The sequence below is a fragment of the Candidatus Thiodictyon syntrophicum genome (assembly GCF_002813775.1).
Lineage (GTDB): Bacteria > Pseudomonadota > Gammaproteobacteria > Chromatiales > Chromatiaceae > Thiodictyon > Thiodictyon syntrophicum.
The window spans coordinates 1,263,352-1,287,993 of record NZ_CP020370.1 but is presented as its reverse complement, the minus strand read 5'-3'; the positions used below and the strand labels follow the sequence as shown (position 1 = coordinate 1,287,993).

General features: G+C 66.0%; 14 protein-coding genes. 6 read left to right on the top strand and 8 right to left on the bottom strand.

Annotated elements, in window-relative coordinates:
- Positions 1–98: 98 nt before the first annotated feature.
- From THSYN_RS05595 to THSYN_RS05575, 5 genes are all read right to left on the bottom strand, one after another.
- Positions 99–362 carry a hypothetical protein gene (locus THSYN_RS05595; RefSeq protein WP_100918261.1) on the bottom strand — a complete coding sequence of 88 codons (264 nt, stop codon included), beginning with the start codon at positions 360–362 and terminating at the stop codon, positions 99–101.
- Positions 359–688, bottom strand: a complete 330-nt coding sequence (locus tag THSYN_RS05590) for a nucleotidyltransferase family protein (protein WP_100918260.1) — start codon at positions 686–688, stop codon at positions 359–361. The genes THSYN_RS05595 and THSYN_RS05590 overlap by 4 nt, the downstream gene beginning before the upstream one ends.
- Positions 685–1,107 (bottom strand): nucleotidyltransferase substrate binding protein, encoded by a 423-nt coding sequence (locus THSYN_RS05585; RefSeq protein WP_100918259.1) that lies wholly within the window; start codon positions 1,105–1,107, stop codon positions 685–687. The genes THSYN_RS05590 and THSYN_RS05585 overlap by 4 nt, the downstream gene beginning before the upstream one ends.
- A gap of 158 nt (positions 1,108–1,265) precedes the next feature.
- Positions 1,266–1,439 (bottom strand): type II toxin-antitoxin system MqsA family antitoxin, encoded by a 174-nt coding sequence (locus tag THSYN_RS05580; RefSeq protein WP_236848802.1) that lies wholly within the window; start codon positions 1,437–1,439, stop codon positions 1,266–1,268.
- Positions 1,440–1,486: 47 nt separating this feature from the next.
- Complete coding sequence (locus THSYN_RS05575) at positions 1,487–3,088, bottom strand: class I SAM-dependent DNA methyltransferase (protein ID WP_100918257.1); 1,602 nt, start codon at positions 3,086–3,088, stop codon at positions 1,487–1,489.
- A gap of 991 nt (positions 3,089–4,079) precedes the next feature.
- Here THSYN_RS05575 and THSYN_RS05565 point away from each other — a divergent pair.
- From THSYN_RS05565 to THSYN_RS05540, 5 genes are all read left to right on the top strand, one after another.
- On the top strand, positions 4,080–4,649 hold the full coding sequence (locus THSYN_RS05565; protein WP_100918255.1) for a Uma2 family endonuclease: 570 nt from the start codon (positions 4,080–4,082) through the stop codon (positions 4,647–4,649).
- 29 nt (positions 4,650–4,678) lie between these two features.
- Complete coding sequence (locus tag THSYN_RS05560) at positions 4,679–6,334, top strand: ATP-binding protein (RefSeq protein WP_100918254.1); 1,656 nt, start codon at positions 4,679–4,681, stop codon at positions 6,332–6,334.
- Positions 6,291–10,775, top strand: coding sequence for a PocR ligand-binding domain-containing protein (locus THSYN_RS05555; protein ID WP_100918253.1), 4,485 nt, complete (start codon positions 6,291–6,293; stop codon positions 10,773–10,775). The genes THSYN_RS05560 and THSYN_RS05555 overlap by 44 nt, the downstream gene beginning before the upstream one ends.
- A gap of 723 nt (positions 10,776–11,498) precedes the next feature.
- Positions 11,499–12,581: a patatin-like phospholipase family protein gene (locus THSYN_RS05545; protein WP_157817474.1), complete on the top strand. Its 1,083-nt coding sequence runs from the start codon at positions 11,499–11,501 to the stop codon at positions 12,579–12,581.
- A gap of 322 nt (positions 12,582–12,903) precedes the next feature.
- Positions 12,904–18,015 (top strand): AAA family ATPase, encoded by a 5,112-nt coding sequence (locus tag THSYN_RS05540; RefSeq protein ID WP_157817473.1) that lies wholly within the window; start codon positions 12,904–12,906, stop codon positions 18,013–18,015.
- A 304-nt stretch (positions 18,016–18,319) separates the two neighbouring features.
- Here the strand turns inward: THSYN_RS05540 and THSYN_RS05535 are convergent, their stop codons facing one another.
- From THSYN_RS05535 to THSYN_RS05525, 3 genes are all read right to left on the bottom strand, one after another.
- Positions 18,320–18,988: a response regulator transcription factor gene (locus THSYN_RS05535; RefSeq protein WP_100918250.1), complete on the bottom strand. Its 669-nt coding sequence runs from the start codon at positions 18,986–18,988 to the stop codon at positions 18,320–18,322.
- Between the two features lie 368 nt (positions 18,989–19,356).
- Positions 19,357–20,877, bottom strand: a complete 1,521-nt coding sequence (locus THSYN_RS05530) for a transposase family protein (protein WP_157817397.1) — start codon at positions 20,875–20,877, stop codon at positions 19,357–19,359.
- Positions 20,874–21,764 (bottom strand): Druantia anti-phage system protein DruA, encoded by an 891-nt coding sequence (locus THSYN_RS05525; protein WP_157817396.1) that lies wholly within the window; start codon positions 21,762–21,764, stop codon positions 20,874–20,876. The genes THSYN_RS05530 and THSYN_RS05525 overlap by 4 nt, the downstream gene beginning before the upstream one ends.
- 312 nt (positions 21,765–22,076) lie before the next feature.
- Here THSYN_RS05525 and THSYN_RS05520 point away from each other — a divergent pair, with 312 nt between their 5' ends.
- Positions 22,077–23,474 (top strand): IS1380 family transposase, encoded by a 1,398-nt coding sequence (locus THSYN_RS05520; RefSeq protein WP_100918249.1) that lies wholly within the window; start codon positions 22,077–22,079, stop codon positions 23,472–23,474.
- The last annotated feature ends 1,168 nt before the right edge of the window (positions 23,475–24,642 follow it).

Here is a 24,642-nt window from a genome sequence, read left to right as displayed (position 1 = left end):
GAGCGTCGGCACTTGCTCCCACGCTGGAGCGTGGGAGCCAGAAACGTGGGAGCCAGAAACGTGGGAGCCGGAAGGGTTGGTCCGCAGCGGCAGATTCTTCAATCCGAACCCCTGCCCGTCGCTTGCGCGTCGTCGCTGTCTGCCGGTTGGTTGCCGCCCGCCGGTCCTGCGATTTCCCCGGCACGAACATAGATCACATATTCACCCTGGACATCGAGCGCGAGGATCTTGCCTTGCTGCAAGGCCGCCAGGGTTGCCGCGTCGAGCGTCACGCATTCGTCTCGCCAGCGCTTACCGAAAGGTTCTTCGGACCTGTCTGAATCGTAGATGCGATCCACGATGGCAATGCGGCTATCAGTCATTGTCGTTGCAACTCCGGGGGTCCCACTGCTTGCAGCACGACATAGTTGCTGCGGATGTTGTCGTGAAAGCGTGCCGGTAATTCATCCCACCCATGGAGGTCGACAAGAAACGGCAGATTGCTCTCGTCCAGTGCCTCGCGCGCCGCCGGTAGCAACTGGCGCCGGGTCGGCGGGGCAAAGGCAACGAGGTCGAGGTCGGAATTGGGGCGGGCGGTGCCGTTCACCCTGGACCCATAGGCCCAGACCGCGGTTCCGGGCAGCCATTGGCGCAAGAGTGTGAGCAACAGTTCACGCTGCTGCGGGTCGATCGAAAGCGTGGCACTCATTCCCAGGGTTCTCCGGTCATCGTCTGGTAAAGTGCGATCATGTCGGTGATGAACGCGCCCATGATTAACAGCGTTTGTTGTGCCTTCTCGCCGCTGTAGTCATGGGCGGTGGCGGTGCGTGCATCTGCATAGACCAGCCATTGCCCGACCGGCGAGGGGAGAATAGTATTCTGGCCTGCCAACTTGAGTATCGGCTTCGGGCTATTGGGGACTTCCGGCAATCCCAATTCATTGATAAGATATTGCTTGAGGGTCTTCCACAGGGTGTCATAGCACGTCTCAAAGCGCTGGATCACCGACTCCGCAATAGCCTCGCGGTCGATGATGGAGAGCTCTGGGCGCGCGGCTGCCGCATGGTGATTGGCATATTGCAATTCCAGGTGCTTGAGCGATTTTCGTAGCTTATCATAGTCGATCATGACGTCTGAACCAGTTGACCTTGCCGAACATTTGCAATCGCATCCATCAGCCGCTTGCGGTTGGCCGGGCTGCGCAGTGGGTAGGCCACGCGACGCTGGAGCGTCGCGACTTGCTCCCACGCTGGAGCGTGGGAGCCAGAAAGCCGAAAGACTGCGCTTCACGCAGCAAAGCGCAAGACCTCGATCTCGGCATTGCGAGCCACAGCGGCGTCCGCCTGTACGTAGACCCGCTGCGCAGCGGCTGAGTCCAGGTAATATTCGCCGCAGTTGACGCAGACCTCGGCCGGCACGTCTTTGATGACGACCACGGTTTCACCTCGATTCAGGGACAAGGTAACACTCCCGGGAGCCGTCTCCCCGTTCCTGCATATCGCACAGTTCATGATGTTCTCCGCGTCGACCGCCCGGCTTGCAAGCCTACCCGCCCGAGATTTTCGCGAATCGCCTGCTCCAACCGCTGCCCCTGCGCAAACTGAGAATCCAGCGTCTCCTGCAGCGCCGCGAACCGCTCGACAAAGGGCGTCTCGTCCTCCTCGACCTCCGCCGCGCCCACAAAGCGCCCGGGCGTCAGCACAAAGCCATGCCCGGCGATCTCAGGCAGCGTCGCCGCCTTGCAGAAGCCCGCCACGTCGGCGTACCTGCCCGCGTCCATCTCACCGCGCCAGGCATGGTAGGCGCCGGCGATCCGCTCGATATCCTCATCCGCAAGCTCCCGCCGGGTGCGGTCGACCAGATGCCCGAGTTTGCGGGCGTCGATGAAGAGGGTCTCACCGCGGCGGTCGCGCAGGCCGCCGTTGCGTTTGTTCTTCGCCAGGAACCACAGGCAGGCGGGGATCTGGGTGGAATAGAACAACTGACCCGGGAGCGCAATCATGCAGTCCACCACGTCGGCCTCGACCATGGCCCGGCGGATCTCGCCCTCCCCTGACTGGCTGGATGACATGGAACCGTTGGCGAGCACGACACCGGCGGTGCCGTTGGGTCCCAGGTGGTGCAGGATGTGCTGCAGCCAGGCGAAGTTGGCATTGCCCACCGGCGGGGTGCCGTACTTCCAGCGGGCGTCCTCACGCAGCTTGGCCCCGCCCCAGTCGGAGATATTGAAGGGCGGATTGGCGAGGATGAAGTCGGCGCGGAGATCCGGCAGTTCGTCCTTGTGGAAGCTGCCCTCGTTGTTCCAGCGGATGTCGGCGTCGATGCCGCGCACGGCGAGGTTCATCTTGCATAGCCGCCAGGTGACATAGTTGGACTCCTGGCCGTAGATCGCCAGTTCGCCGATGCGCCCGCCGTGGGCGGTCAGAAAGCGCTCGGTCTGCACGAACATGCCGCCGGAGCCGCAGCAGGGGTCATAGACGCGCCCCAGGACCTTGCGGGCGGGGTCCGGGAAGGGCTCCAGCATTTCGACCAGCACACTCACCACCGAGCGCGGGGTGTAGAACTCACCGCCGCGTTTGCCCTCGGAGCCGGCGAACTGGCCCAGGAAGTATTCATAGACCCGGCCCAGCAGGTCGCGGGCGCGGTCCTGGGACTCACCCAGCGCGATGCGGGAGATCAGGTCGATCAGCTCCCCCAGCATCACGGCGTTGAGTGCCGGGCGGCCGTACTCCTTGGGCAGCACGCCCTTGAGGCTGGGGTTGACCTTCTCGATGGCGAGCATCGCCGCGTCGATCAGCCTGCCGATGCCGGGCTGTTTGGCCTGGGCCTTGAGGTGCGACCAGCGCGCGTCCGGCGGCACCCAGAAGACGTTCTCGGCGGCGTACTCGTCGGGGTCCTCGGCGCCGTCCGGGTACTGCGCCAGCAGCGCGGCGTGCTTAGCCTCGAAGCTGTCGGAGATGTGCTTGAGGAAGATGAGCCCCAAGGCGACGTGCTTGTAGTCGGAGGGCTCCATGTTGCCGCGCAGCTTGTCCGCGGCCTTGAACAGGTCGGCCTCGAAGCCTAGGTCGCCGCCGTTGCGGGTGGTGCCGGTGGTGTTCGCGTCGGCCATGGGTCGGGTTCAATCCGGTTGGGCTGCTGCGTCGGTACGGCGAATATACCGCATAGAGCATGATGCAGGCGATGTCGCCGCGCACCGCGGGCGGGGATTGGACGCGGGGGGTGGCGGCGTTGCTGCGGATGGCGCAGGCGCCGCTTTGCGGGCTCGCCCCTGATCAAGCTCTCCTGGGTCGAAGACGACGGCCTCGGCGAGGAACTTCAGAACTGGCTGAAGGAGACCCTGCGCCCCGGTGGTCAGTGGAACCAGGCGCGCGTCATCAGTTCGAGCCGCCGCCCGCCCCACCAGACGGACCCGCGCCGATCCTCGCCTGCCTGCAAGCCCACCCCGGCTGGCACCGCAAAGAAGCCATCCTCGCCGCGACCGGCTTCCCCGACGACCGTTGAACTGCCACAATCAAGGCCCTGCCGGCCGGCGGACAGGTGGAACGTCAGGGCGAGCGGCGCGGCGCACGGTAGCGGCTCAGTGAAACCTGACTGTGAAGCCGGGAAGATATACACCAACTGATTGCACCGGAGTAGACTTGATGGGCACCACTAATGCTGTCGATAATTCTCATATCGAAGCGGTTGCGCAGCGTTCCGCGTCGTTGCCTCAGTCCTGCTATGAAACCGAGGCGGTGATTTCCCCTGACCATCGCCTCGTTCTGGATCTACCCGCTGACGTTCCCGTAGGTCCGGTGCGTTTGGCGATCATCTATCCGACGCCGCCACACCCCCCCGGCCAGGGATCAAGGAGTTGTTGATGGCGATGCCGTATGTCGGTACCGATGAGGATTTCGCCCGTCGTCAGGACCTAGGCCGTGGGAGTGAAGCGTGGGATTCCTGATGGTAACGCGCAACGTCGGCGATATGCAGCGCACTGGTGTTCCGGTCTTAAATCCTTTTTGAAGACGATAGTGGTTCATGATGAGGCAGCATCAGACTTCCACCCGCATGTGGGCAAGCCCACGAACATCGTCGCACGTATTTACGAGACCGTCTCCATGAACCCACAGCCGCAACCCCGTCTCACACCGCAGGACTATCTGGCCTGGGAACGCCGACAGGAAACCCGCCACGAGTTCTTCGACGGCGAGATTTTCGCCATGACCGGGGCGAGCCGGGAACATAACCTGGTGTGCCTCAATATCGCCGCCAGTCTGCATACCCAACTGCGTGGGAAACCCTGCGAGGTTTATAACAATGATATGCGCGTGAAGGTCAGCGAGACCGGCATGTACACCTATCCGGACATCGTGGCCGCCTGCGCCGAACCCCGATTCGAGGACGCTGAGGTCGATACGCTGCTCAATCCGGTGGTGATCATCGAGGTACTGTCCGACTCCACCGAACAGTACGATCGCGGTGCCAAGTTCCGGCATTACCGCACCGTGGCGTCTTTGCAGGATTATCTGCTGGTCGCGCAAACCGAATGCCGGGTGGAGCATTACGCGCGTGAGGCCGCCGGCCGCTGGCTGTTGACCGAATACCGCGGCCGCGACGACACGATCGACCTGCCCGCGGCGGGCTGTCGGCTCTTCCTGCGCGAAATGTATGAGCGTGTGCCGCTGTGACCACACCACCATTGGCCGTCGCCTGACCCATGTCGAACCCTGATGCCAACGAGACGGAGATCCACCGGGGGCGCGACCAGCGGGTGTTGCGCGTGAGCGATCCGGCGGCCGGCCCACTGCTCGTCAAGCAGGGTTGCCCTGACGGTGACCTGGATGCCGCCAGGTCCGCGCTGCACAACGAGCGGCAAATCCTGGACCGTCTGCGGGGGTTGGCGGGCTGTCCGCACCTGGTGCGCTACGACCCGGCCATACCGGAATTGGCCGTGGCGGACTTCGGCGGCGTCGCGCTCGACGCCTCGGGACTCCTGGGCACCATCGATCTGGAGCCCTTCCTCGTCTTGGCCGAAAACCTGGCGCAGGCCCTGGCGGGGGTCCATGGACGCGGTGTCATCCTCAATGACCTGAACCCCGCCGGCTGTCTGGTGTGTCCTTCCGACCTGCGGGTGCAGTTCAGCGAGGTCCAGTCGGCCACCACCTTTGCCGAGGAACGCCCGGGGTTCGACCGCCTGAGTTGTCTGCCGGGCCCCCCGGTCTACCTGTCGCCCGAGCAGACCGGGCGGATGAATCGGCCGGTCGACTACCGCACCGACCTCTATTCACTGGGCGCCACCCTCTATGCCCTGGCGACTGGCCAGCCGCCGTTCGCGGGGACCGATACCCTGGCCCTGATTCACGCCCATCTGGCCTGCGCCCCGCCATCGCCGCAGGAACGCGCGCCCTGGCTGCCGCCCCCGGTCGCGGAACTGATCCTGACGCTGCTCGCCAAGGAGCCCGACGAGCGCTATCAGAGCGCGGCGGGGTTGGCCCATGATCTGGACCAGTTGCGCACGGCGCTGGCGATGGATCAGCCGCTCGCGGGGGTGCGGCTCAAGGAACGCGACCTGCCGCTGGCGCCCCGCCCGCCGCACCGGCTCTACGGGCGCGAGCAGGAACTGGCGACGCTGATGGCGGCCTTTGCGGACCTGACCGCGGGCGACGCCCAGGGACTCTTCGTGGCCGGCTACTCGGGGGTCGGCAAGACGGCCCTGATCGCCGAGATCCACCGGCCGGTGACCCTGGGGCGGGGCCTCTTCATCAGCGGAAAGTTCGAGCAATTCCAGCGCGAACGCCCCTTTCTGGGCCCGGCCCAGGGCCTGTGCCAGTTGTGCCAACTGCTGCTGGCGGAGCCCGAGGAGCGGGTCGCGTGGTGGCGCTCACGGCTCCTCGCGGCCCTGGGGCCGGACGCCGGCGCACTCTTCGAGGTCGTGCCGGAACTGCAATCGCTGCTCGGCGCCCAGCCCCCCGCGCCCCCGCTGGGGCCGCACGAGTCGCAGGTGCGCCTGCGCGCCCTGCTGGTCGCCCTGCTGCGCGCCATCGCCGCCCCCGCGCATCCGCTGGTGCTGTTTCTCGACGACCTGCAATGGGCCGACCAGCCGACGTTGGACCTCATCGGCGCGCTGCTGGAGGAGACCGGGCTGGCGGGCCTGCTCCTGATCGGTGCCTACCGCGACAACGAGGTCGACGCGGCCCACCCGCTGCGGCGCCTGCTGCAACGGCCGACGGCCGCCGGCACCCCGGCCCGGGTGCTGACGCTGGCCAGCCTGACGGCGGGCGACACCACCGCGCTGCTGGCCGACATGCTGCACCTGCCGCCCCCCCGCGGTGCGCCCGCTGGCCGCCGCCCTGTACGCCAAGACCAGCGGTAACCCCTTTTTCACGATCGAGTTCATCCAGGCCCTGTACCGCGAAGGGGCGCTGCGGCCGGACCCGCAACGGGGGCGTTGGCACTGGGACCTGGGCGCCATCGCCGCCCACCCCGCCAGCGCCAATGTGGTGGATTTCCTCGCCGCCGGGTTGTGCGACCTGGACCCCGAGACCGCCGACACCCTGGTCGCCGCGGCCTGTCTGGGCAACGCCTGCACCCTGGGGCTCCTGGCGCTCGTCACCGACCGGGACCCCGGCGACCTGGCCCTGGGGCTGCGGCCCGCCCTGGAGCGCGGGATCCTGGTCACGCCCAACGCGCTGGCGCTGCATCGGGCCGAGCCCGGCGCCGCGCTGGCGTTCTGCCACGACCGGATGCAGCAGGCGGTCTACCGGCTGCATGACGATGCCTGGCGTGGGCTGTTGCACCTGGCCATGGCCCGGCGCCTGGCCCAGGCCGGGGCCGCTCCGGTTGATGCGTTGCGCGCCGCCGAACACTATGCGATCGCCGCGCCGCTGATCATCGAACCGGCCGAGCGCTTGCTCGCCCGCACGCTCTTTCTCAAGGCCGCGGTACAGGCCCGCCAGGCCGGTTCCTTTGCCATGGCCGAACGGTTCCTGCGGCTGGCCATCGGGCAATTGGCGGCGCACGCCTGGGAGGAGGATCACGACGCGGCGTTCATTCTGCATACCGAACTGCACCTGGTGCTCTATAGCCAGTCGCGCAACCGCGAGGCCGACGAGGTCTACGCCCTGCTCGCCACCCGGGCGCGCTCACCGCGGCAATTGCTGGCACCGATCTGCATCCAGATTGCCAGTCTGTCCAACCGCACCCGTTACAATGATGCCGTGAGTCTGGGGGGCGGCCTGCTGGAGCGGCTCGGCATCACCTTGCCGGTGGAGCACACCCGCGCGCGGCTGGAGCAGGAGCTCGATCTGTTTTACCGCCATGCGGCGGCGGGCGCGCTGGAGGTCCTGCCCGCGCAGCCCGACATGGACGACGCGCGCCTGCTGATGGTCGCGCAATTGCTCAATCGCCTGATCCCGGCCGCGCTGTTTTCCGGTTCGCTGCTCGGCTTCTGGATGATGGCGCGTATGAGCCGCCTGTGGATCGAGGCCGGCTACTGCGAGTTCCTGAGCTACCCGATGTGTTGTATCACGATGGTAACCGTGGCCCTGCGCGACGACTATGCCACCGGTTACCGGGCGGCCCGGGCGGCGCTTCAGACCGCACTCGCACGCCACCAAGGGAGCCTTGAGGCGGCCCGCGCCCAGCACAGTTTCGGGCTCTTCGCCTGTCATTGGTTTCAGCCGCTGGAGGACGATCTGGGGCACGCCCAGGCGGCGTTCGCCGGGCTCGTGCGGGCCGGCGATCTGGAATTTGCCAACTTCACCGCCTTCACCACGCTGGGGGCCCTGTTCGATACCTGTACGCAACTCACGCAGATGGACACCGAGACCGCGGCCGCCATCGGCTTTGCGCACAAGAGCGCGAGCACCCATTCAGAGCAGGCGTACCTGCCCTATCGCCAGTTGGTGCGGGCCCTGGCGGGCCAAACCCACGACCGCGGGGGCTTCGCGGATGCCGATTTCGACGATCAGGCACACCTGGCGGCCAGCCAGGGCAACGCCATGGCGCTGGCCTATTACCATACCTACCGGGCGCTGGGTGCCTGTCTGTTCAACGATGAAGCGGCGCTGTCGAGTCATGCCGAGGCGGCGGTCGCGCTCTCCCGGCACATCAGCGGTTTCTACCCGACCGCCCTGGCCAACCTGCTGCATTCGCTCGCACTGATCGCGCACCTGCGGACGGCCGACGCGGCGGCGCGCTCAGTGCTGCTCGGGCAGTTGGACCAGAACCAGACCTGGCTCGCCGGGCGCGCCGCCGATGCGCCCATGAACTTCAGCCACCTGTTCGATCTGGTAGCGGCCGAGCGCTTGGACGCCCTGGGCCAACCCTGGGCCGCGCTCCAGACCTTCGAGCAGGCGATGCGCGCCGCCCAGGCCCACCAGCGCCCCTGGCACCATGCACTCATCACCGAACGCGCCGGGCAGTGCGCCATGCGGCACGGGCAGGAGCACGCCGGCCGGGCGCTCCTGGCGCGTGCCCACGACCTCTATCGGCACTGGGGCGCCGCGGGTAAGGCGCGGGCCATGCGCTCGGCCCTGCCCTTCATCGACGCCGGTGCGCCGGGCGCGCCGGACGGCCGCGGGGCCGGCCTGGGTGATGCCTTGGACCACGAGGCCCTGCTGCGCGCCTCCCAGGCGCTCGCCGCGGAGACCTCCGAGGCCAGTTTGCGGGCGCGGGTGGTGGACCTGATGGGCCAATTGACCGGCGCCACCGATGTGCAACTGATGGTGCTGGACGAGGCGGACGGCTGGGTGCTGGAGGGCGGACTGCGAGGGGACGCACCGCTGGCGCGCATGACGCGCGCCGCGGCCGAGGCGCAATGCGGCATTGCCGCGACGGTGCTGCGACTGGGCCTGAAGACGCTGGCGCCCGTGGTGTCCGACGATGCGGTGAGCGACAGCCGCTTTGCGGCCGATCCACACTTCGCGGGTCTTACGCTCTGTTCGCTGCTGGCCCTGCCGGTGTCCGTCCATGGGCGGGCCACGGCCTTTCTGATCCTGGAGAATCGGCTGTTGCGCGCCGCCTTTTCCGCGGGGCGCATCGAGGCCCTGTCCATGCTGTGCGGGCAGTTGGCGATTTCGCTCGAAAACGCCCGGCTCTACCAGTCACTCGAACACAAGGTCGCGCAGCGCACCGGCGAGTTGTCGGAGGCCAACCGGCTGCTCTCGGAGGCGATCCGGCGTTCCGAGGCGGAAATCGCCGAGCGCCGACGGGCGGAAGAGGCACTACGCGAGAGCGAGGCCGCGGTCAGGGAAAAGCTGGCCGCGATCCTCTTGCCGGAGGGCGACATCGGCACCCTGGAACTGGCCGACATCATCGATACCAAAGCGATTCAGGCGTTGATGGACGATTTCTTTTATCTGACCGGGATCGGCGTCGGGGTGATCGACCGCGCCGGCAAGGTGCTGGTCGCCACCGGCTGGCAGGACATCTGCGTCAGGTATCATCGTGTTCATCCGGACACCCGCCGCAATTGTATCGAGAGCGATACCCTGCTGTCCTTGGGGGGCGAGCCGGGGAGCTTCAAAGCCTACAATTGCAAGAACCATCTCTGGGATATCGCCACGCCGATCGTGGTGGGCGGCAAGCTCCTGGGCAACATCTTCCTCGGGCAGTTCTTTTATGAGGGGGAGGTGCCCGATTATGAGACCTTCCGCCGCCAGGCGCGGGCCTTCGGATTCGACGAGGACGCTTACCTGGCGGCGCTGGAGCGGGTGCCGCGCTTCAGCCGCGCGACCATCGAGCGGGTGATGACCTTCTATTCAAGATTCGCCATGCTCATCTCGACGCTGAGCTACAGCAATCTCAAGCTGGCGCGCACCCTGGACGAGCGCGCGCGCGCAGAAGAGGCCCTGCGCGAGAGCGAGACCAGATTCAAGGCCATCGCCAATTACGCGGCCAGTTGGGAGGCCTGGTTCAGTCCGCAGGGACGGCTGCTGTGGATGAATTCCTTGTCGCTGGAACTCACCGGGTTCACGCCGCAAGAGTATCTGGCCGCGGACGACTTCCTGGCCATGCTCACCACGCCGCAGGACCGGCCCCCGGTGTTGCGGAGATTTCGCGAGGCGCTCCAGGGTAGCCGCGGCGACAACCTGGAGATCCGCTGTCTGCGCAAAGACGGCTCGCAATTCTGGGTGACGGTCTCCTGGCGACCCATCCTCGATGCCGATGGCCGTTCGCTCGGTTTTCGCACCAGCGCCCAGGACATCACCGCGAACCGGCGCGCGCGCGAGGAACTGCACCGCGCCCGGGCCCTGGCCGAGGCCGCCAACCGCAAACTCGCGGCCCTGAGCACCACCGACAGCCTGACCGGCATCGCCAATCGCCGCCGCTTCGATGAGGCGCTGCCCGCCGAGTGGCGGCGGGCCTCACGCGCGCGGCGGCCCCTGGGGCTCGCGATGCTGGACGTGGATTGGTTCAAGCACTACAACGACCGCTACGGCCACCAGGCCGGCGACGAGTGTCTGCGCGCACTCGCCGGAGTGCTGGGTGCCCAGGTCCAGCGGATCAGCGACCTGGCCGCGCGCTACGGGGGCGAGGAATTCGCGGTCATAGCCCCGGACACCGACGCCGTGGGCATGCTGCGCCTCGCCGAGTCGATCCACACCGCCCTGGAGGCCCTGGCCCTGCCCCATGCCGCAGCGCCGTTGGGCCGGGTCACCGTCAGCATCGGGGTCGCCGCGCTGGCGCCCACGCCCGAGACGCGGCCCGAGACGCTGCTGCGCCTGGCGGACGAGGCCCTGTACCGCGCCAAGGCCGAGGGTCGCAATCGGACCGTGCTGGGGGCGCCGGGTATGGGCGGGGGTGCGGCGTGATTGATCCGAAAATCCACAGATGAACACGAATCCACAGATGAACACAGATGAACACAGATGAACACAGATTTTCTTTCATTTGTCATGCGCTTATCGCTCATGTCACAATCACCGACAAAGTGAGTTCCCAGCTAAGTGTAAGTCAATGAATAATCTGTGTTCATCTGTGTTCATCTGTGGATAAACGCTCTTTCCAGGTTGACGGAAACACGGGTAATCAGTACCGTCATGCAGGACGATCCGTGTGAGGGCGTTCTTCTCCATGTGACCTATACCGAGCGCGACAATCGCACCCGCGTGATTTCGGCCGGAAGGGCGGAAAAACATGAACAAGACTGGAAGAAGTTGCGGCCCGTTATCAGGTACCGCTTGGAACCTTGCGCGATTGGGAGCAAGGCCGCTCGGAACCGGATCAACCGGCACGGGCCTACTTGAGCGTGATTGCGCGCGATCCTGACGGGGTGCGCCGCGCCCTGCAGGCGGACAGGCGACATGAGAATCTGAACCCGCCCGTGCAAAAAACACGCGATGGATCACGAAGATTCTCGCGAATTTTGTTATGCTACAAGGGCAATTCAGACGCTTGGCCTCAGGAGAATAACGCGCGCGTCGATTGCATCCCCCCGCTTGCCGAGACCGTCAGGGGAGAGTGCGGAAAGATCGATGCTTGTCGCGTAGCGGGACCTGCCGAGGCTTTTCACCCTGTCTCCGGGCATTTCGGCATTGCGGCATCACGGCCCCTTGTTTTTGAGTGAGGTTCAAGTCATGTTTACGACCGATCCGCTCCCGTATGAGAACCCGCTGAAGGAGGATCAGATCACAAACCTGGTGTTCTCCGGCGGCGGTATCCTGGGTATCGCCTATGTGGGGGCCATGATGGCGCTGGATGGACTTCACGTCCGGCAGCACATCGAAAATTATGCGGGTGCCTCGGCCGGGGCCATCAACGCGCTGTTCGGCGCCCTCGATTACACCCCGGACGAACTGAACCAGGAAATGCAGAAGATGGACTTCCGCAAGCTGCTGGACACCTGGCTGCGGTTCAACCTGATCAAGACGATCAGTGGCCGCGGGAGGTGCCATTGGCTGTGCGATACGATACCCTGGCTATTGATTCCACTGAGCGTGTGGATATTCGACGGCATCTGTCGGGGCCGCGTCGTGGAACGGTGGCTCGAGGGCGTGGTCAGCAACAAGCTGAAAGAAAAGTATGGCGTGGGGTCCGAGTGCTCGTTCAAGCAATTGAAGGAAAAAACGGGCAAGGGTCTCTTTGTACTCGGCTGCGAGCTCAACACGCGGAAATTCGCCGTCTTTTCTCCCGATGACACCCCTGACGTGCGGGTCGTCGATGCGGTGGTCGCCAGCATGTCGATCCCGTTCATCTTCTCGCCGCGATGCGTCGCCGGCAAGACCTACCTCGACGGGGGCACCACCAAGGACATGCCGCTCGACATGGACTTTCTGATCCGAGACGACCCGAAGAAGCCGAACCCGTTCCGCCCCAACAATACCCTGGGGCTGATGCTCAATACGAAAGACGCGGTGGCAAACCCGCGTCCCAAACCGCTCAATGGCCATTGGGACTGGCTGGGCGCCTTGTTCGACGCGGTGCTGAACCAGGGGACCATGCAGCTCTTCCATGATCAGCGGCGCATCGATCAGACCGTCTTCATCGACCCGAAGGGTATCGAGCAGCTCGACTTCAATCTCACGCCGGAACAGAAACAACTCTTGAAGCAGTCGGCCTGGGAGGCGGTCTACGGATATTTCAAGAAGCCTGCCCCGGGTCCCTGTCCTGCGACCTGAGCGGCCGATGCCTGCGTCGGCCAGCCATTCAACATGGTTTGTCGCCTGTTCCCCCTGGAGGCTTCGTTGTGACGCGCGACCCTATCGTCGATGAGATCGACAAGGTACCGGAAGAATACGCTCGGCAATTTAGCTTCGATCTCGACGCCATTTGCAGAGACCTCCAGGTTAAACAGGTCAATAGCGGGCCTGAGCTGGTATCACTCCCGGCTCGTAAACCGACACCGAAGTAGAATGCTGCCTGAAGCCCTTTACCGCGCCACGATGCGCGGGCGCAATCGGACCCTGCTGGGGGCGCCGGGCGCGGGCTCGGGTGCCGCGCGTGCTTGAGCCGCCGGCCGACGCGCCGGGAACCCAGGGCGGCCAGGGCCACGGCGCAGCGCTCGCCGCCCGCCCAGTGCGGCCGAACGAGTGGCGCATCCTGGAGCGGCTGCAAGGCCTGCCCGGCTGTCCGCGCCTGCTGCCCGGCGACCCGGGTGCCCCGGTACCCAGGGTCGCCGACTTCGGCGGCGTGCCGCTGGGAAGGTCCGGCCTCATGGGAAACCCCGACCTGGGGCGTTTTCTCACGCTGGCCTTGGCCCTGGCGCGCGCCGTGGCGCGGTGCCATGGGCGTGGTGTCATCCACCATGATCTGAACCCCGCCAAGATCCTGATTCGGGCCGATGACCTGCGGGTGCAGATCATCGGCTTCGACTTGGCCGCCACCTTTGCCGAGGACCGCTCGGGGTTCGATCCCTTGGATCGCCTGCCCGGAGCGCTCGCCTACCTGTCGCCCGAGCAGACCGGGCGAATGAACCGGCCGGTGGATTACCGCACCGACCTCTATTCGCTTGGCGCCGTCCTGTACGCCCTGGCGACCGGCGCCCCGCCATTCGCGCAGACCGACACCCTGGGCCTGATCCATGCCCATCTGGCGCGCTCCCCGGCGCCGCCGCGGGACCGGGCGGCCTGGCTGCCACCGCGTCTGTCCGAACTGATCCTGGCCTTGCTCGCCAAGGAGCCCGAGGAGCGCTACCAGAGTGCGGCGGGCCTCGCCGACGATCTGGCGCGGTTGCGCCGGGCGTTGCGCGAGCGGGCGGATTTGGACGCGGTGCCGCTGCGCGCGCGCGACCTGCCGCTGGCGCCGCGCCCGCCCCGGCGCCTGCACGGACGCGACGCGGAGTTGGCGACGCTGACCGCGGCCTTCGCCCGGGTCGTCGCCGGCGCTACCCTGGGGCTCTTTGTCGCGGGCTATGCGGGGGTCGGCAAGACGGCACTGATCCGTGAGCTGCACCGCCCCGCGACCCTGGCCAACGGCCTCTTCATCAGCGGCAAGTGCGAGCAGTTCCAGCGGGACCGGCCCTTGCTGGCCCCCTCCCAGTGCCTGCGTCACCTGTGTCAGTTGCTGTTGGCCGGGTCCGAGACGGCGGTGGCGGCGTGGCGCGAGCGGATCCTGGCGGGCCTGGGCCCGGATGCGGGCGCGCTGTTGGAGGTCCTGCCGGAACTGGAGGCCCTGCTTGGTCCGCAACCGCCCGCCCCGCGGATCGGCCCACTGGAGGCGCAAGGGCGCCTGCGCGCCCTGCTGGTGGCCCTGGTGCGCCAGGTGGCCGCGCCGACGCGGCCGCTGGTGCTGTTTCTCGACGACCTGCAATGGGCCGATGCGCCGTCGCTGGACTTCCTCGGGGCCCTGCTGGAGGACGCGGCCCTGGCGGGCCTGCTCCTGATCGGCGCCTATCGCGACAACGAGGTGGATGGCAGCCATCCGCTGCGGCACCGGCTGCGCCAACCCACCGCGGCGGGGACGCCGCCGGTGGTGCTGACCCTGGCCGGGCTGACGGCGCCGGACCTCGACGCGCTGCTCGCCGACATGCTGCACATCGCACCCGCGCAGGCGCGGTCGCCGGCCACCGCCCTGTTCGCCAAGACCAACGGCAACCCCTTCTTTACCATCGCCTTGGTGAACGAACTGCACCGCGGCGGGGCCCTGCGTCCCGACCCGCGACGCGGCCGGTGGCACTGGGACGCCGCGACCCTCCTGGCCCGCCCGGTCAGCGACAATGTGGTGGACCTCCTCGCCGCCGGGTTGAGCGACCTGCCGAGCGCGACCGCGGAGTCGCTGGTGGCCGCCGCCTGCCTGGGCACCGATTGCACCCTGGGCAGGCTCGCGCTGGCGACCGGCACCGACCCGGAAACCCTGAGCGGGCGGCTCCTGCCCGCGCTGGAACGGGGGATTCTCATCACGCCCAGCGCGCTCGCAGTGCAGCGGGGCGACCCCGCGGCGGCCCTGCGGTTCTGTCACGACCGGATGCAGCAGGCGGTCCAGCAAAGGCGCGATGACGCCTGGCGCAGCCGCCTGCATCTGGCCATGGCCCGGCGCTTTGCCCAGGCCGACAAGGACCCGCCCCGCCGCCTCGACGCCGCCCTGCACTATGCCGCCGCGGCGCCGCTGATCGTCGAGCCCGTGGAGCGGGCCCGCGCCCGGGACCTGTTGCTCGCGGCGGCCGTCGGGGCCCGCCAGGCCGGTGACTACGCCACCGGCGAGCGCTTGCTGCGCTTAGGCGTCGACTTGCTGGCCGCGGACGCCTGGCAGCGCGAGCATGGCGCCGCCTTCGGCCTCCATGCCGAGTTACACCTCGTGCTATTCAGTCAAGCCCGTCAGAGCGAGGCCGACGCAATCTATGCCCAGCTCGCCGCCAATACCTCGTCCCCCCTGCTGCTGGTCGATCCAACCGCCACCCAGATCGCGAATCTGCTCAATCGCGCACTCTACGATGAAGCCATCGCCCTGGGATGCGAACTCTTGGCCAGACTCGGTATGCCGGTCCCGCGCGCCGACCTCGAGCAGACCCTCCGGCACTACCGCGACCTGCCGGCGGATATCTTCCGGGCGGGCACCGCTGACCCGGGAACCCCCGCCGCCACCGGGAGCGCGCTTACGCGGGAGCTCGAGTCCTTTTATCGGCAGGTCGCCGCCGGTGCGCTGGAGCACCTGCTGCAAGGTCGCGACCTGACGGATCAACGCCTCGCGGGTGCCGCCAAACTCTTGAACCACATGATCCCCGCGGCCCACTGCAGTTCCAGTCATCCGGTCCTGACCACCTGGTTGGCGCTGCGGGTCGCGCGGCTCTGGATCGAAAACGGCTATTGTGCCGAGAACATCTACGGCCTGGTCTGCGCCTGCGTGGCCATCATTATCCTGCGCGGGGATTTCACGACCGCCGAGCGCCTGGCCGGGATCGCCTTGCAGGTGGGCGCAACACGGGAAGGCAGCCGCGAAACGGCGCGCGGCCTGTTCGTCTATACGAATCATATCGGGCATTGGTGCAACCCGCTGGAAGAGGATGTCGCCTACGCGCACCAGGCGTTCGCGGAATTGCTGCGCGCCGGCGACCTGGAAATTGCCTCGTTCACCTTCTATGCGTCGCAGGCGGCCTTACTGGACACCGGCGCCCAACTCGCCGAGCTTGAGGCCGAGACCGCCGCCGCGTTGCGCTTCACGCGCAAGACCGGGAGTACCACGGCCGAGAAATCCTATCTGCCTTACCGACAACTGGTCCGCACGCTCAGGGGCGAGACCACTGCCCCGGGCAGTTTCAACGACGCCGGGTTCGATGAGCAGGCACACCAGACGGCCCTGCGGGGCGACCCGATCCCGCTCGCCTATTTCCATATTCACCGGGCGCTGGCGGCCTGTCTCTTCAATGACCATGGGGCGCTGGCCCACCATGTGGAGACGGCCCTGGAACTCGGTTTGGCGATCCACCCTGATTATGCGACGGCCCTGATCAACCTGCTGCACTCCCTGACGCTCGCCCGGCGGGTCCGGGAGACGAGCGCCGCCGCGCGTGCGCCCCTGCTCGAGCGGCTCGCCATCAACCAGGCCTGGCTGGCGGCCCGTGCCGCGGCGGCGCCCATGAATTTCGGTCATCTTCACGCCCTGGTAGAGGCCGAACGGCTGGACGCGCTGGGGCACAGCGCCCTGGCATTCGAGACCTTCGAGCAGGCCATGCGCCAGGCGCAGGCCCACCGGCGCCCCTGGCACCAGGCCCTGATCACCGAGCGGGCTGGACACTGCTACCTGCGACACGGGCTGGAGCACGCCGCGCGGGCGCTGCTCGCGCAGGCCCAGGCCCTCTATCGCGCGTGGGGCGCCACCTGCAAGGCCCGGGCGATGCTCGACGAACTGCCCTTCTTGGGGCCTAGTCGCGCGGTCGGCGCCGGGGAGCGACGCCACGACGCCCTGAACCAGGAGGCGTTGCTGCGGGCCTCACAGGCGCTGGCGTCGGAACGGTCACTGCCGCAACTGGTGGCCCGCGTGACGGCGCTCTTGGGCCAACTGACCGGGGCCACCGATGTCCAACTGCTGCTGCGCGACGAGACGGGTGCTTGGTATCTGGAAGGCGGGCTGCGGGGCGCCGAGCGGCTGGAACGGATAACGCTGCAGACGGCCAAGGAGCGGCAGGTCCTGCCCGCCGGCGTCCTGCGGCTGGGCCTCAGCACCCAGGCGCCTGTGATCTGCGACGACGCGGTGATCGACAGCCGGTTCAAGGCTGATCCACACTTTGCCGCATTGCCTGTGTGTTCGCTGCTGGGCCTGCCGGTGCTGCTGCACGGTCGGATCGGCGCCTTCCTGATCCTGGAGAATCGGTTATATCGTGCCGCCTTTCCCGTCGGCCAGGTAGAAACCCTGTCGCTGCTGTGCGGTCAACTGGCGATCTCCATCGACAGCGCCCGACTCTACCAGTCGCTCGAAGAGCGGGTCGCCGAGCGCGAGCAGGCATTGAAACAGGCGTATGAGCGGCTCACCGCCGCCGAGGTGGAGCGTTCGCGCACGGCCGAGCGCGAACGCCTGTTGCAGGACATGCACGACGGCTTCGGCTCGCAACTGGCCGGGGCGCGCCTGCGCATCGAGCACGGCGAGCTGACCCAAGGGCAGGTCGCAATCCTGCTGCAGGAATGCCTCGATGATCTCTATCTGGTCGTCGACACCATGAGCAACGAGGCGGGCAGCCTGCGCAACGCCATCGTCGATTGGCGCTATCGCTGCGAGCGGCGCCTGGCCGAGCAGCCTATTCGCGTCGACTGGCAGATCGAGTTGGACGCCTGCCCGCCGCTTGCGCAACGCCTGATCCTGCAGCTGCTGCGCATCATGCAGGAGGCATTGAGCAATGGGCTCAAACATGCCCGCGCCGGTCATATCGCGCTGCAGGCCATCTATCGCGCGGACGGGCAATTGCATATCGCCGTTACGGACGACGGCATCGGCATCCCGGAAGCGGTGGCGCAGGGGCGCGGCCTGGGCAACATGCAAAGCCGTGCGCGCGAGTTGGGGGGCGAACTGACCGTAAGCCGGCTGGCGCGGGGGACGCGGGTATCCTTGACCTTGGCTGAGGAACGGTTCGCTGATCCAAGAACCGGCAATTGCTCACACAAAGACACAAAGAACACAAAGTAAAACAGATCATTGAAGGCGTTGGGCGGATCACCGCCCGGGTGATCTCCTTGACCTACATATCGCCTTGAAAATCTTTGTGATCTTTGTGATCTTTGTGTCTTTGTGTGAGAACTTCTTTTTCTAGGCTGATAGATTAAACAAGTCCATTAGAGAATGCTCTCCGCGCCGTTGTCGTTGTCGTAATCGAGATTGTCGTCGTGCCCCGGATTCTTTCGCTGCCCAAATTGCATCGCTTCTCCGATTACGACAACGACAACGACAACGACAACGAATGCGTCTAGCCTATTCTTGACTCGTTACCCTGCTACAGAAGTCCATGCTCGCGCGCCCGCAACAGCGCCTGCGTCTGCGAATGGACATCGAGTTTGCGATAGAGGTTGCGGATATAGGACTGAATGGTCGACAGCGCCACGTCCATCCGCTCCGCCGCCTGACTATAGGACTTGCCGTCGGCCAGGTGCCCCAGCAGCTCGGTTTCCTTGCCCGTCAGCCGGGGCAGCGCGCCCGCGTCGGCGGCCGACCCCTGCCCGGCGAGCTTGAACAGACAACGCGCCAGCTTCGGGCTGATCGGATAGTTGCCGGCCAGGATCTGCTCGATGGCACGCGTCATCGACATGCCCGAGTCGCCCTTCAGGAGATAGCCGAGCGCCCCGGCACGAATGGCGCTGAGCACCCGCGTCTCGGCGCAGACGCTCGAGATCACCATGATCGGCACGGCGGGAAAGCGGACATGGACGGCGCGGATGACCTCGATGCCGTCCAGATCCGGCAACCCGAGATCGACCAGGGCCAGGTCCAGGCCCGCGGCGGGGGCCTTGCAGAAGGCCAGGGCCGCGGTCCCGGTGCTGCAACCATGCACCAGCCAGGGGGACCCCACCTGGACGACCGCCTCGCCGACGGCGCGTTGGAAGTAAGGATCGTCCTCGACGACCAATACCTGTCGCAACGCGGAAAAGGGGATCGCTGAAGGCATGGTTGTGTGCTCGCCGGATACCGTATCACCGGTTCATTGGGGTCGTAGCTGATCAGCCGCCGGGGCCTGGTTCATACGCTATTCATCATAGGACGGCAGTGATTGCCTGGCAAGCGTCCAGCGTGACGCGCAGCCCTGAAGCATAACCCTGCCGCCGGCTGACATTGGGCGGCGTCGGCGCCGTTGGGCGCTGGCGTTGGCCGCTGCGGGGTGCGTTGGCCCTGACCGGGGGTTGCGGCAGAAGGTTTGGCAGGTGCCGGGAGGGTTGTCGGACCGGTACTCGGGCATGCGTCACGCTCGCCAGGCCAGCGGTTGCCAGCACCGGTGGTCGCCGGCGTGCCGGGGTCGGGCGCCGTTCCCGGCGGCGGTTATTCGAGCTGAAGCTGCAGCGGCTGGGCGAGCAGGCGGCGCATCCGCGCGGGGTCGAGCCAGGGGCCGGCACAGGACGCGCGGATGAAGGCGATGGCGCCACGCACGCCCAGGGTGCGATAAAGCTCGCGCAGATGGCGGGCAAAGCGTGCCAGGGTGTTGAACAGGTGCGCCAGGCGCATCAGGTAGTGATAGCCCTTCATGGCGTTCCAGTTCAGGGCAAAGGCGTGCTCGTAGTGGTAACCCTGATGTTTCTCCACCAGGAAGCCGGCCTCGATGCCCCAGCGGTAACGGGCCCCTAGGTTGCAGCGCTCATGCGCATTAGCGCGGCTGAGTGGTTGGCTGGAGAGCCAGGCATGGCGCGCGGTCTTGGTCAGGCGCGCGCCTTGTTCATCGATCGTCTCCCAGGTCTCCTCACAGACCACCACATGCAGACTGAGGTGGCGGCGCGTGTTGTTTGAGAAGGCATAGTCGATCGCGTTGACCCAGGAAAAGCGCTGGTGGCGCTCCCCCCAGTCGCGCTGACAACCCGCTGGCTGCACCGCGTGCAGCGCGTGGAATTCCTCCCAGACCGTAGGCAAGTCCTTGTCCTTGAAAACGATCATGAACTGCCAGTGGTACTGATGGCAGCACTGCATCACCGGTCCGTCGGCATAGAGACCGTCGAGCAACAGCAAGATCGGCAGGCGCGGGAACAGCGTCTTGATCCGGGCGCTGAGCCGCGTGAAGGCGCGCCGTTCGCAGTCTTGTTTGTCGGCCTTGGTATCGCCCTTGGCATATTCGAGGAATTCGCTCAGCAAGGGGATCACCAGCCCGTTGTGAAAGGCCAGACTGGCCTCCAGGACGTAGACGAAGTACTGGGTGTGGCGCGCGTCCTCGGCCCCGACCTGACGTTCCAGGAGATTCTCATCCCAGAGGTGGTCACGGGTGAATTTCTGGGAGCCGTCGATGGCGATGGGATAGGCGTGGTTGATCAGGTAGCGGCGGAAGGTCTTGGCGCGGATCAGGCGGCGTACCAGGTCGATGTGCGCCTGTTCGAGGTGGGTCACGTCGATGTCGCGCAGCAGCCGAAACAGGGTGTCGGCGTGCGGGAGGGTCTCCAGTTCGGGGAACAGGAGCCGTAGGTTGGCCTCGAACTGGGGGTGCGTCAGTTCGCGGTTGACCGCGCGCCGGGAGGCGAACTGAAAGACGAACATCAGCAGCCCGTAGAGCAGCAGCACGGTGAGCCGATGCCGACACTTCTTGGGGTTGCGGGGCTCGGGAATCTGTCCCAGGGCGGCGAGCAACGCGGGCAGTTCCCGGCGCAGGACGCGCACCTGGCCGCTGACCGCCGCCTCGCGGGCCTGCTGTTCCTCGGCGAGCGTGGCGTACGCCGAGCAGCGATTGGGTAACGGCGCGGGTACGCGGGGGATCAGTCCGTCCTGGCGCTGCTGTTGGCGTAGCGCCTGTTCCTGCTGTTTCTTGTGCGCGCGTTGCTCCTTGATGGCCGCGCGTGACAGGCGGCGGCAGGGTTTGCTCATGGCGTCGTCCCCCCGGACGCGGCGCACAAGCGCTCGCGCCACTGTGCACTCAAGGGCTTGACCCAGACTTGGCGCGGGGCGCTGTGATAGGTCCGGCCCGGTCGCGCCAGCCCGCTCCCGCTGGTCTCCCCCAGCAGTTCCCACCCGGCGGCACGGTAACAGGTGCCGGCGTAGTGGCGCGGGTCGACGAAGGTCTCCAGCAACAGCGGCGCAAACCCCCAGTGTTCGAGCCAATCGGCGCGCACCCGCCGCGCCAGTTGTCCCAGCACATGGCTGGCCAGGTGCGGCACCTGGACGTGGGGAAAGATCAGAAAGCGGCTGTTGTTGAGCACCCGCACCTGGTTGGCCCGGCGCGTCTGGGCGTCCCACCCGATCCAGTGGTCACGCACCGCCAGCGCGCGCGCCGCGCCCGCCAGCAGGAGGCAGCCCAGGTGCTGCTCGCCCGCGGTGATGAAGTAGCGCAGCCGGTAGCCGAAGGCACCCTTGTAGCCCAAGGGGTGCCAACGCGCGACCGCCGCATTCCATTGCGCCACCGCCGCGGCGTCGGCGCGCACCGGCGCCAGGCGCACCGGGCCGAGCGCGGCCAAGGGGCCGTGAATCGGCATCGGCGCCGCCACCACCGGCGCCGGGGGGACCGGGCGGGGACGCCGCGCGACCTGCAACGGGGGCAGCGCCACCAACCCGGCCGCCTCCAGACGTTCCAGAAACTCCCGACAGGCGTGAACCTTCGCCGCCCCCGTCACGGTATACCACTGCAAATGCTCGCACAGCGTCGCCGCCAACTCGCGCCGCCCCAACCGCGGCAGCCACGCCACCGTCTGGCGGATACCGGCGATCTCCTCGACGCTGAAGACGCGACCACAGTGCACCCACGGTCCTGGACTCATCGCACCCATCGCCACCCCCCGGCGGAACGGCAGACCGATTACCCTGCCATTAATCCTGCCAGAGTCGCCGCGCGGTGTCTACCCCCTTGTGCGAACATTAACTTTCTCTAACCCCCGCCAGCCCGCGCCGTGACTGGGGTGGCGCGGTTATGCTTCAGGGCTGCGTGACGCGCCGCACCTGCCACGATGGGGTGCCCTCACCCATGAATATAGCCCGGATTATTCACAAAGAGGGGCGACACTCGTTCAACCAATTGATATAATTGGTGTTACGCCAATAACGCTTCGGAAGAAGCTAAACGAGGTCGCCCCATGGCAGAGTCTACCCCAGTCCAGTTGCGTTTTCCTCCCATCGACGGCTTGACCGTGCGCGGGGACTTCGATGGCGGAGCGCTGTCGTCGGATTTCGGCCCCCTGATCCTGCGCGGTGTCGACCGCCAGATCGGGCTGACCGAGCGCCTGGCCGCCGCCTTTGACGACCAGCGTCACCCCAGCTACATCACGCATCCAGCGCGTGACCTCATCGCCCAACGCGTGTATCAGATCGCCTGCGCCTATGAGGATGGCAACGACGCCAACGCGCTGCGGAGTGATCCGATGTTCAAGCTCGCACTGGAGCGTCGGCCCCTGGACCGCGAGAACGATCTGGCCAGCGCCCCGACGATCTCACGCCTGGAGAATGCGGCCACCACCAAAGACATCTACCGCATGGCCCAGGGCTACGTCGATCAATTCATCGCCAGTTATGCCACGCCGCCGAGCATCATCGTGATCGACATGGATCACTCTGAGGACGCCACGCACGGTCAGCAGGAGTTCAGTTTCTACAACCACCACTACGGCAGTCATTGCTACCTGCCGTTGTTTCTCTTCGAGGGACTCTCCGGGAACTTCATCACCGCCGCCCTGCGTCCCGGCAAGCGCCCGACGGGGGCCGAAAACGCCATGATCATCCGGCGCGTGCTCAAACGCTTGCGGGCGGCCTGGCCGCAGACCCACATCGTGCTGCGCGGCGATGGGCATTTCTCCAACCCGGAGCTGATGCAGCTGGCGCTTGACGACCCGCACGCCGACTTCATCTTCGGCCTCAGTAATAACAAGGTGTTAGCGCGCTTCGCACAGCCGTATCTGGAGGCCAATCGCCGCACGCATGCCATCCGGTGTCAGAATGCCGAACGCCTGGGCCAGTCGGAGCCGGTGCATACCCGCACCTACCATGAACTGGACTATGCGGCCGGCTCCTGGCCGCAACCCTTCCGGGTCGTGCTCAAGGCCGAGGTCATGGGTTTCGACGACAATCCCCGCTTCGTCGTCACCTCCCTGCGCCTGCCCACCCCGGAGAACCTCTATCGCGATCTCTATTGCGCGCGCGGCCAGGATGAGAATTTCATCAAGAAGATGAAAAACGACTTGGCCAGCGACCGCACCTCCGACCACAGCTTTCTGGCCAATCATATGCGCCTGTTCTTCTCCTGCGGCGCCTATGTGTTGCACCAAGCGCTACGCACCGAGGTCCTGGTCCATACCGAACTGGCCCAGGCCCAGCCCGCCACGGTCATCATCAAATTGTTCAAGATCGCCGTGCGCGTGGTGCAATACAAAGACCGCATCCGCCTCCAGCTGCCGACCCACTGCCCGGTCAAGGATCTGTTGCATCGGGTGACCGAACTCTTGTTCTTGGCCCGGCCGCCGGGACCGCTCATCTCCTGACCCCACCGATCCATTCGGTCTTCGTATTGCTGATGCTCACCCGGGCAGGATGACCTGTGCGCGTCGGTCCACTTTGGGCGGAAATGATGGACCGAACGGCAGCGAAACGCCTTCGCCTGCGATTCCCGCTGATCTCCTGCGCGCCGTTTTGGTGGCTGCCGGGCTCGTCGCTAGGGTTATTCTCCAAGTTCCGCACTCGGGTACTGGGGCTCGCGGCGCCCTTATGAAACATTCGGGATAGGATTTACGCGCAACGGGGGTTCCATGACAATTTGTCCATGTCGCTGAGCCCGGGACAGGCCGCGCACCGCACCCAGACCACCTTGGATGGTTAGAAGGACCGACAAGCGTTCAAGGTATATCCGCCGGAAGCAGGGACGTCCAGGACGAGGAGGGTGAAAACACGGAGGCTGGAGACAGGGACGCTCAGGGCAGGGACGTTCGGGACAAGGAGATCGGGGACAGGGAGGTTCGACGTGCAAAATCGCCGGCCCGGCGGTTTTGCACCGTCCCCTTTTTTTTATACCGGTCCAACTCAAACACCTCAACACCAGTCCGTCGGTCGGGTTAGCGAAGCGTAACCCGACGCGCCGCTTGCCGCCTGTCGGGTTGCGGCGCGTCCGCTATCGTGGATGACAGCAAGGCCCGGCGCGCGCGTCTAGCCCGACCTACGCGCTACCTCTCTGGAACCCTGTTCCGCCTGATCTTGCGGTTGTCTTGAGCCCCGAAGGGGCGTCACATACCAGCCCAGGGCAACGCCCTGGGTATGAGGTATAAGGAAGCCTAGGCCGATTAAAGTCCCAGGGCGTTGCCTTGGGCTGGTATGTTCGATCCCGTTGGGGTCGGTACGCAAGATGAAAGCCTGAACGGGGTGCTGGTACCGCGTGATAAGAATGCTAAGACTGTTGCTGAAGGGCGGAAACCTGGGAAGGTGGAAATCGGGCGGAAATCGTGAAGGAACAAAAATTTCCGATTTGGAATCGATGGGTCGAATTGATCGAGATCGGGCTGGAGTGGTATACCGTGGCCTGTTCCCGGTTCCGCTCTTCTGTCGCGCCACCCCGGCGGAGGCGCTGCGACAGCGGTACCGAAAAGTGCCGCGATTTGTCCGTTTGCAAGCTCGAACATCTGCCACTTTATCACCTGCTGATCTCCCTTCGATGCCACC

Excerpts from the sequence above, each read along its gene's own strand:
- THSYN_RS05520 (WP_100918249.1), top strand. The coding sequence starts at position 22,077 with ATGGCAGAGTCTACCCCAGTCCAGTTGCGTTTTCCTCCCATCGACGGC.
- THSYN_RS05560 (WP_100918254.1), top strand. The coding sequence starts at position 4,679 with ATGTCGAACCCTGATGCCAACGAGACGGAGATCCACCGGGGGCGCGAC.
- THSYN_RS05525 (WP_157817396.1), bottom strand. The coding sequence starts at position 21,764 with ATGAGTCCAGGACCGTGGGTGCACTGTGGTCGCGTCTTCAGCGTCGAG.
- THSYN_RS05595 (WP_100918261.1), bottom strand. The coding sequence starts at position 362 with ATGACTGATAGCCGCATTGCCATCGTGGATCGCATCTACGATTCAGAC.
- THSYN_RS05590 (WP_100918260.1), bottom strand. The coding sequence starts at position 688 with ATGAGTGCCACGCTTTCGATCGACCCGCAGCAGCGTGAACTGTTGCTC.
- THSYN_RS05565 (WP_100918255.1), top strand. The coding sequence starts at position 4,080 with ATGAACCCACAGCCGCAACCCCGTCTCACACCGCAGGACTATCTGGCC.
- THSYN_RS05585 (WP_100918259.1), bottom strand. The coding sequence starts at position 1,107 with ATGATCGACTATGATAAGCTACGAAAATCGCTCAAGCACCTGGAATTG.
- THSYN_RS05575 (WP_100918257.1), bottom strand. The coding sequence starts at position 3,088 with ATGGCCGACGCGAACACCACCGGCACCACCCGCAACGGCGGCGACCTA.
- THSYN_RS05535 (WP_100918250.1), bottom strand. The coding sequence starts at position 18,988 with ATGCCTTCAGCGATCCCCTTTTCCGCGTTGCGACAGGTATTGGTCGTC.
- THSYN_RS05530 (WP_157817397.1), bottom strand. The coding sequence starts at position 20,877 with ATGAGCAAACCCTGCCGCCGCCTGTCACGCGCGGCCATCAAGGAGCAA.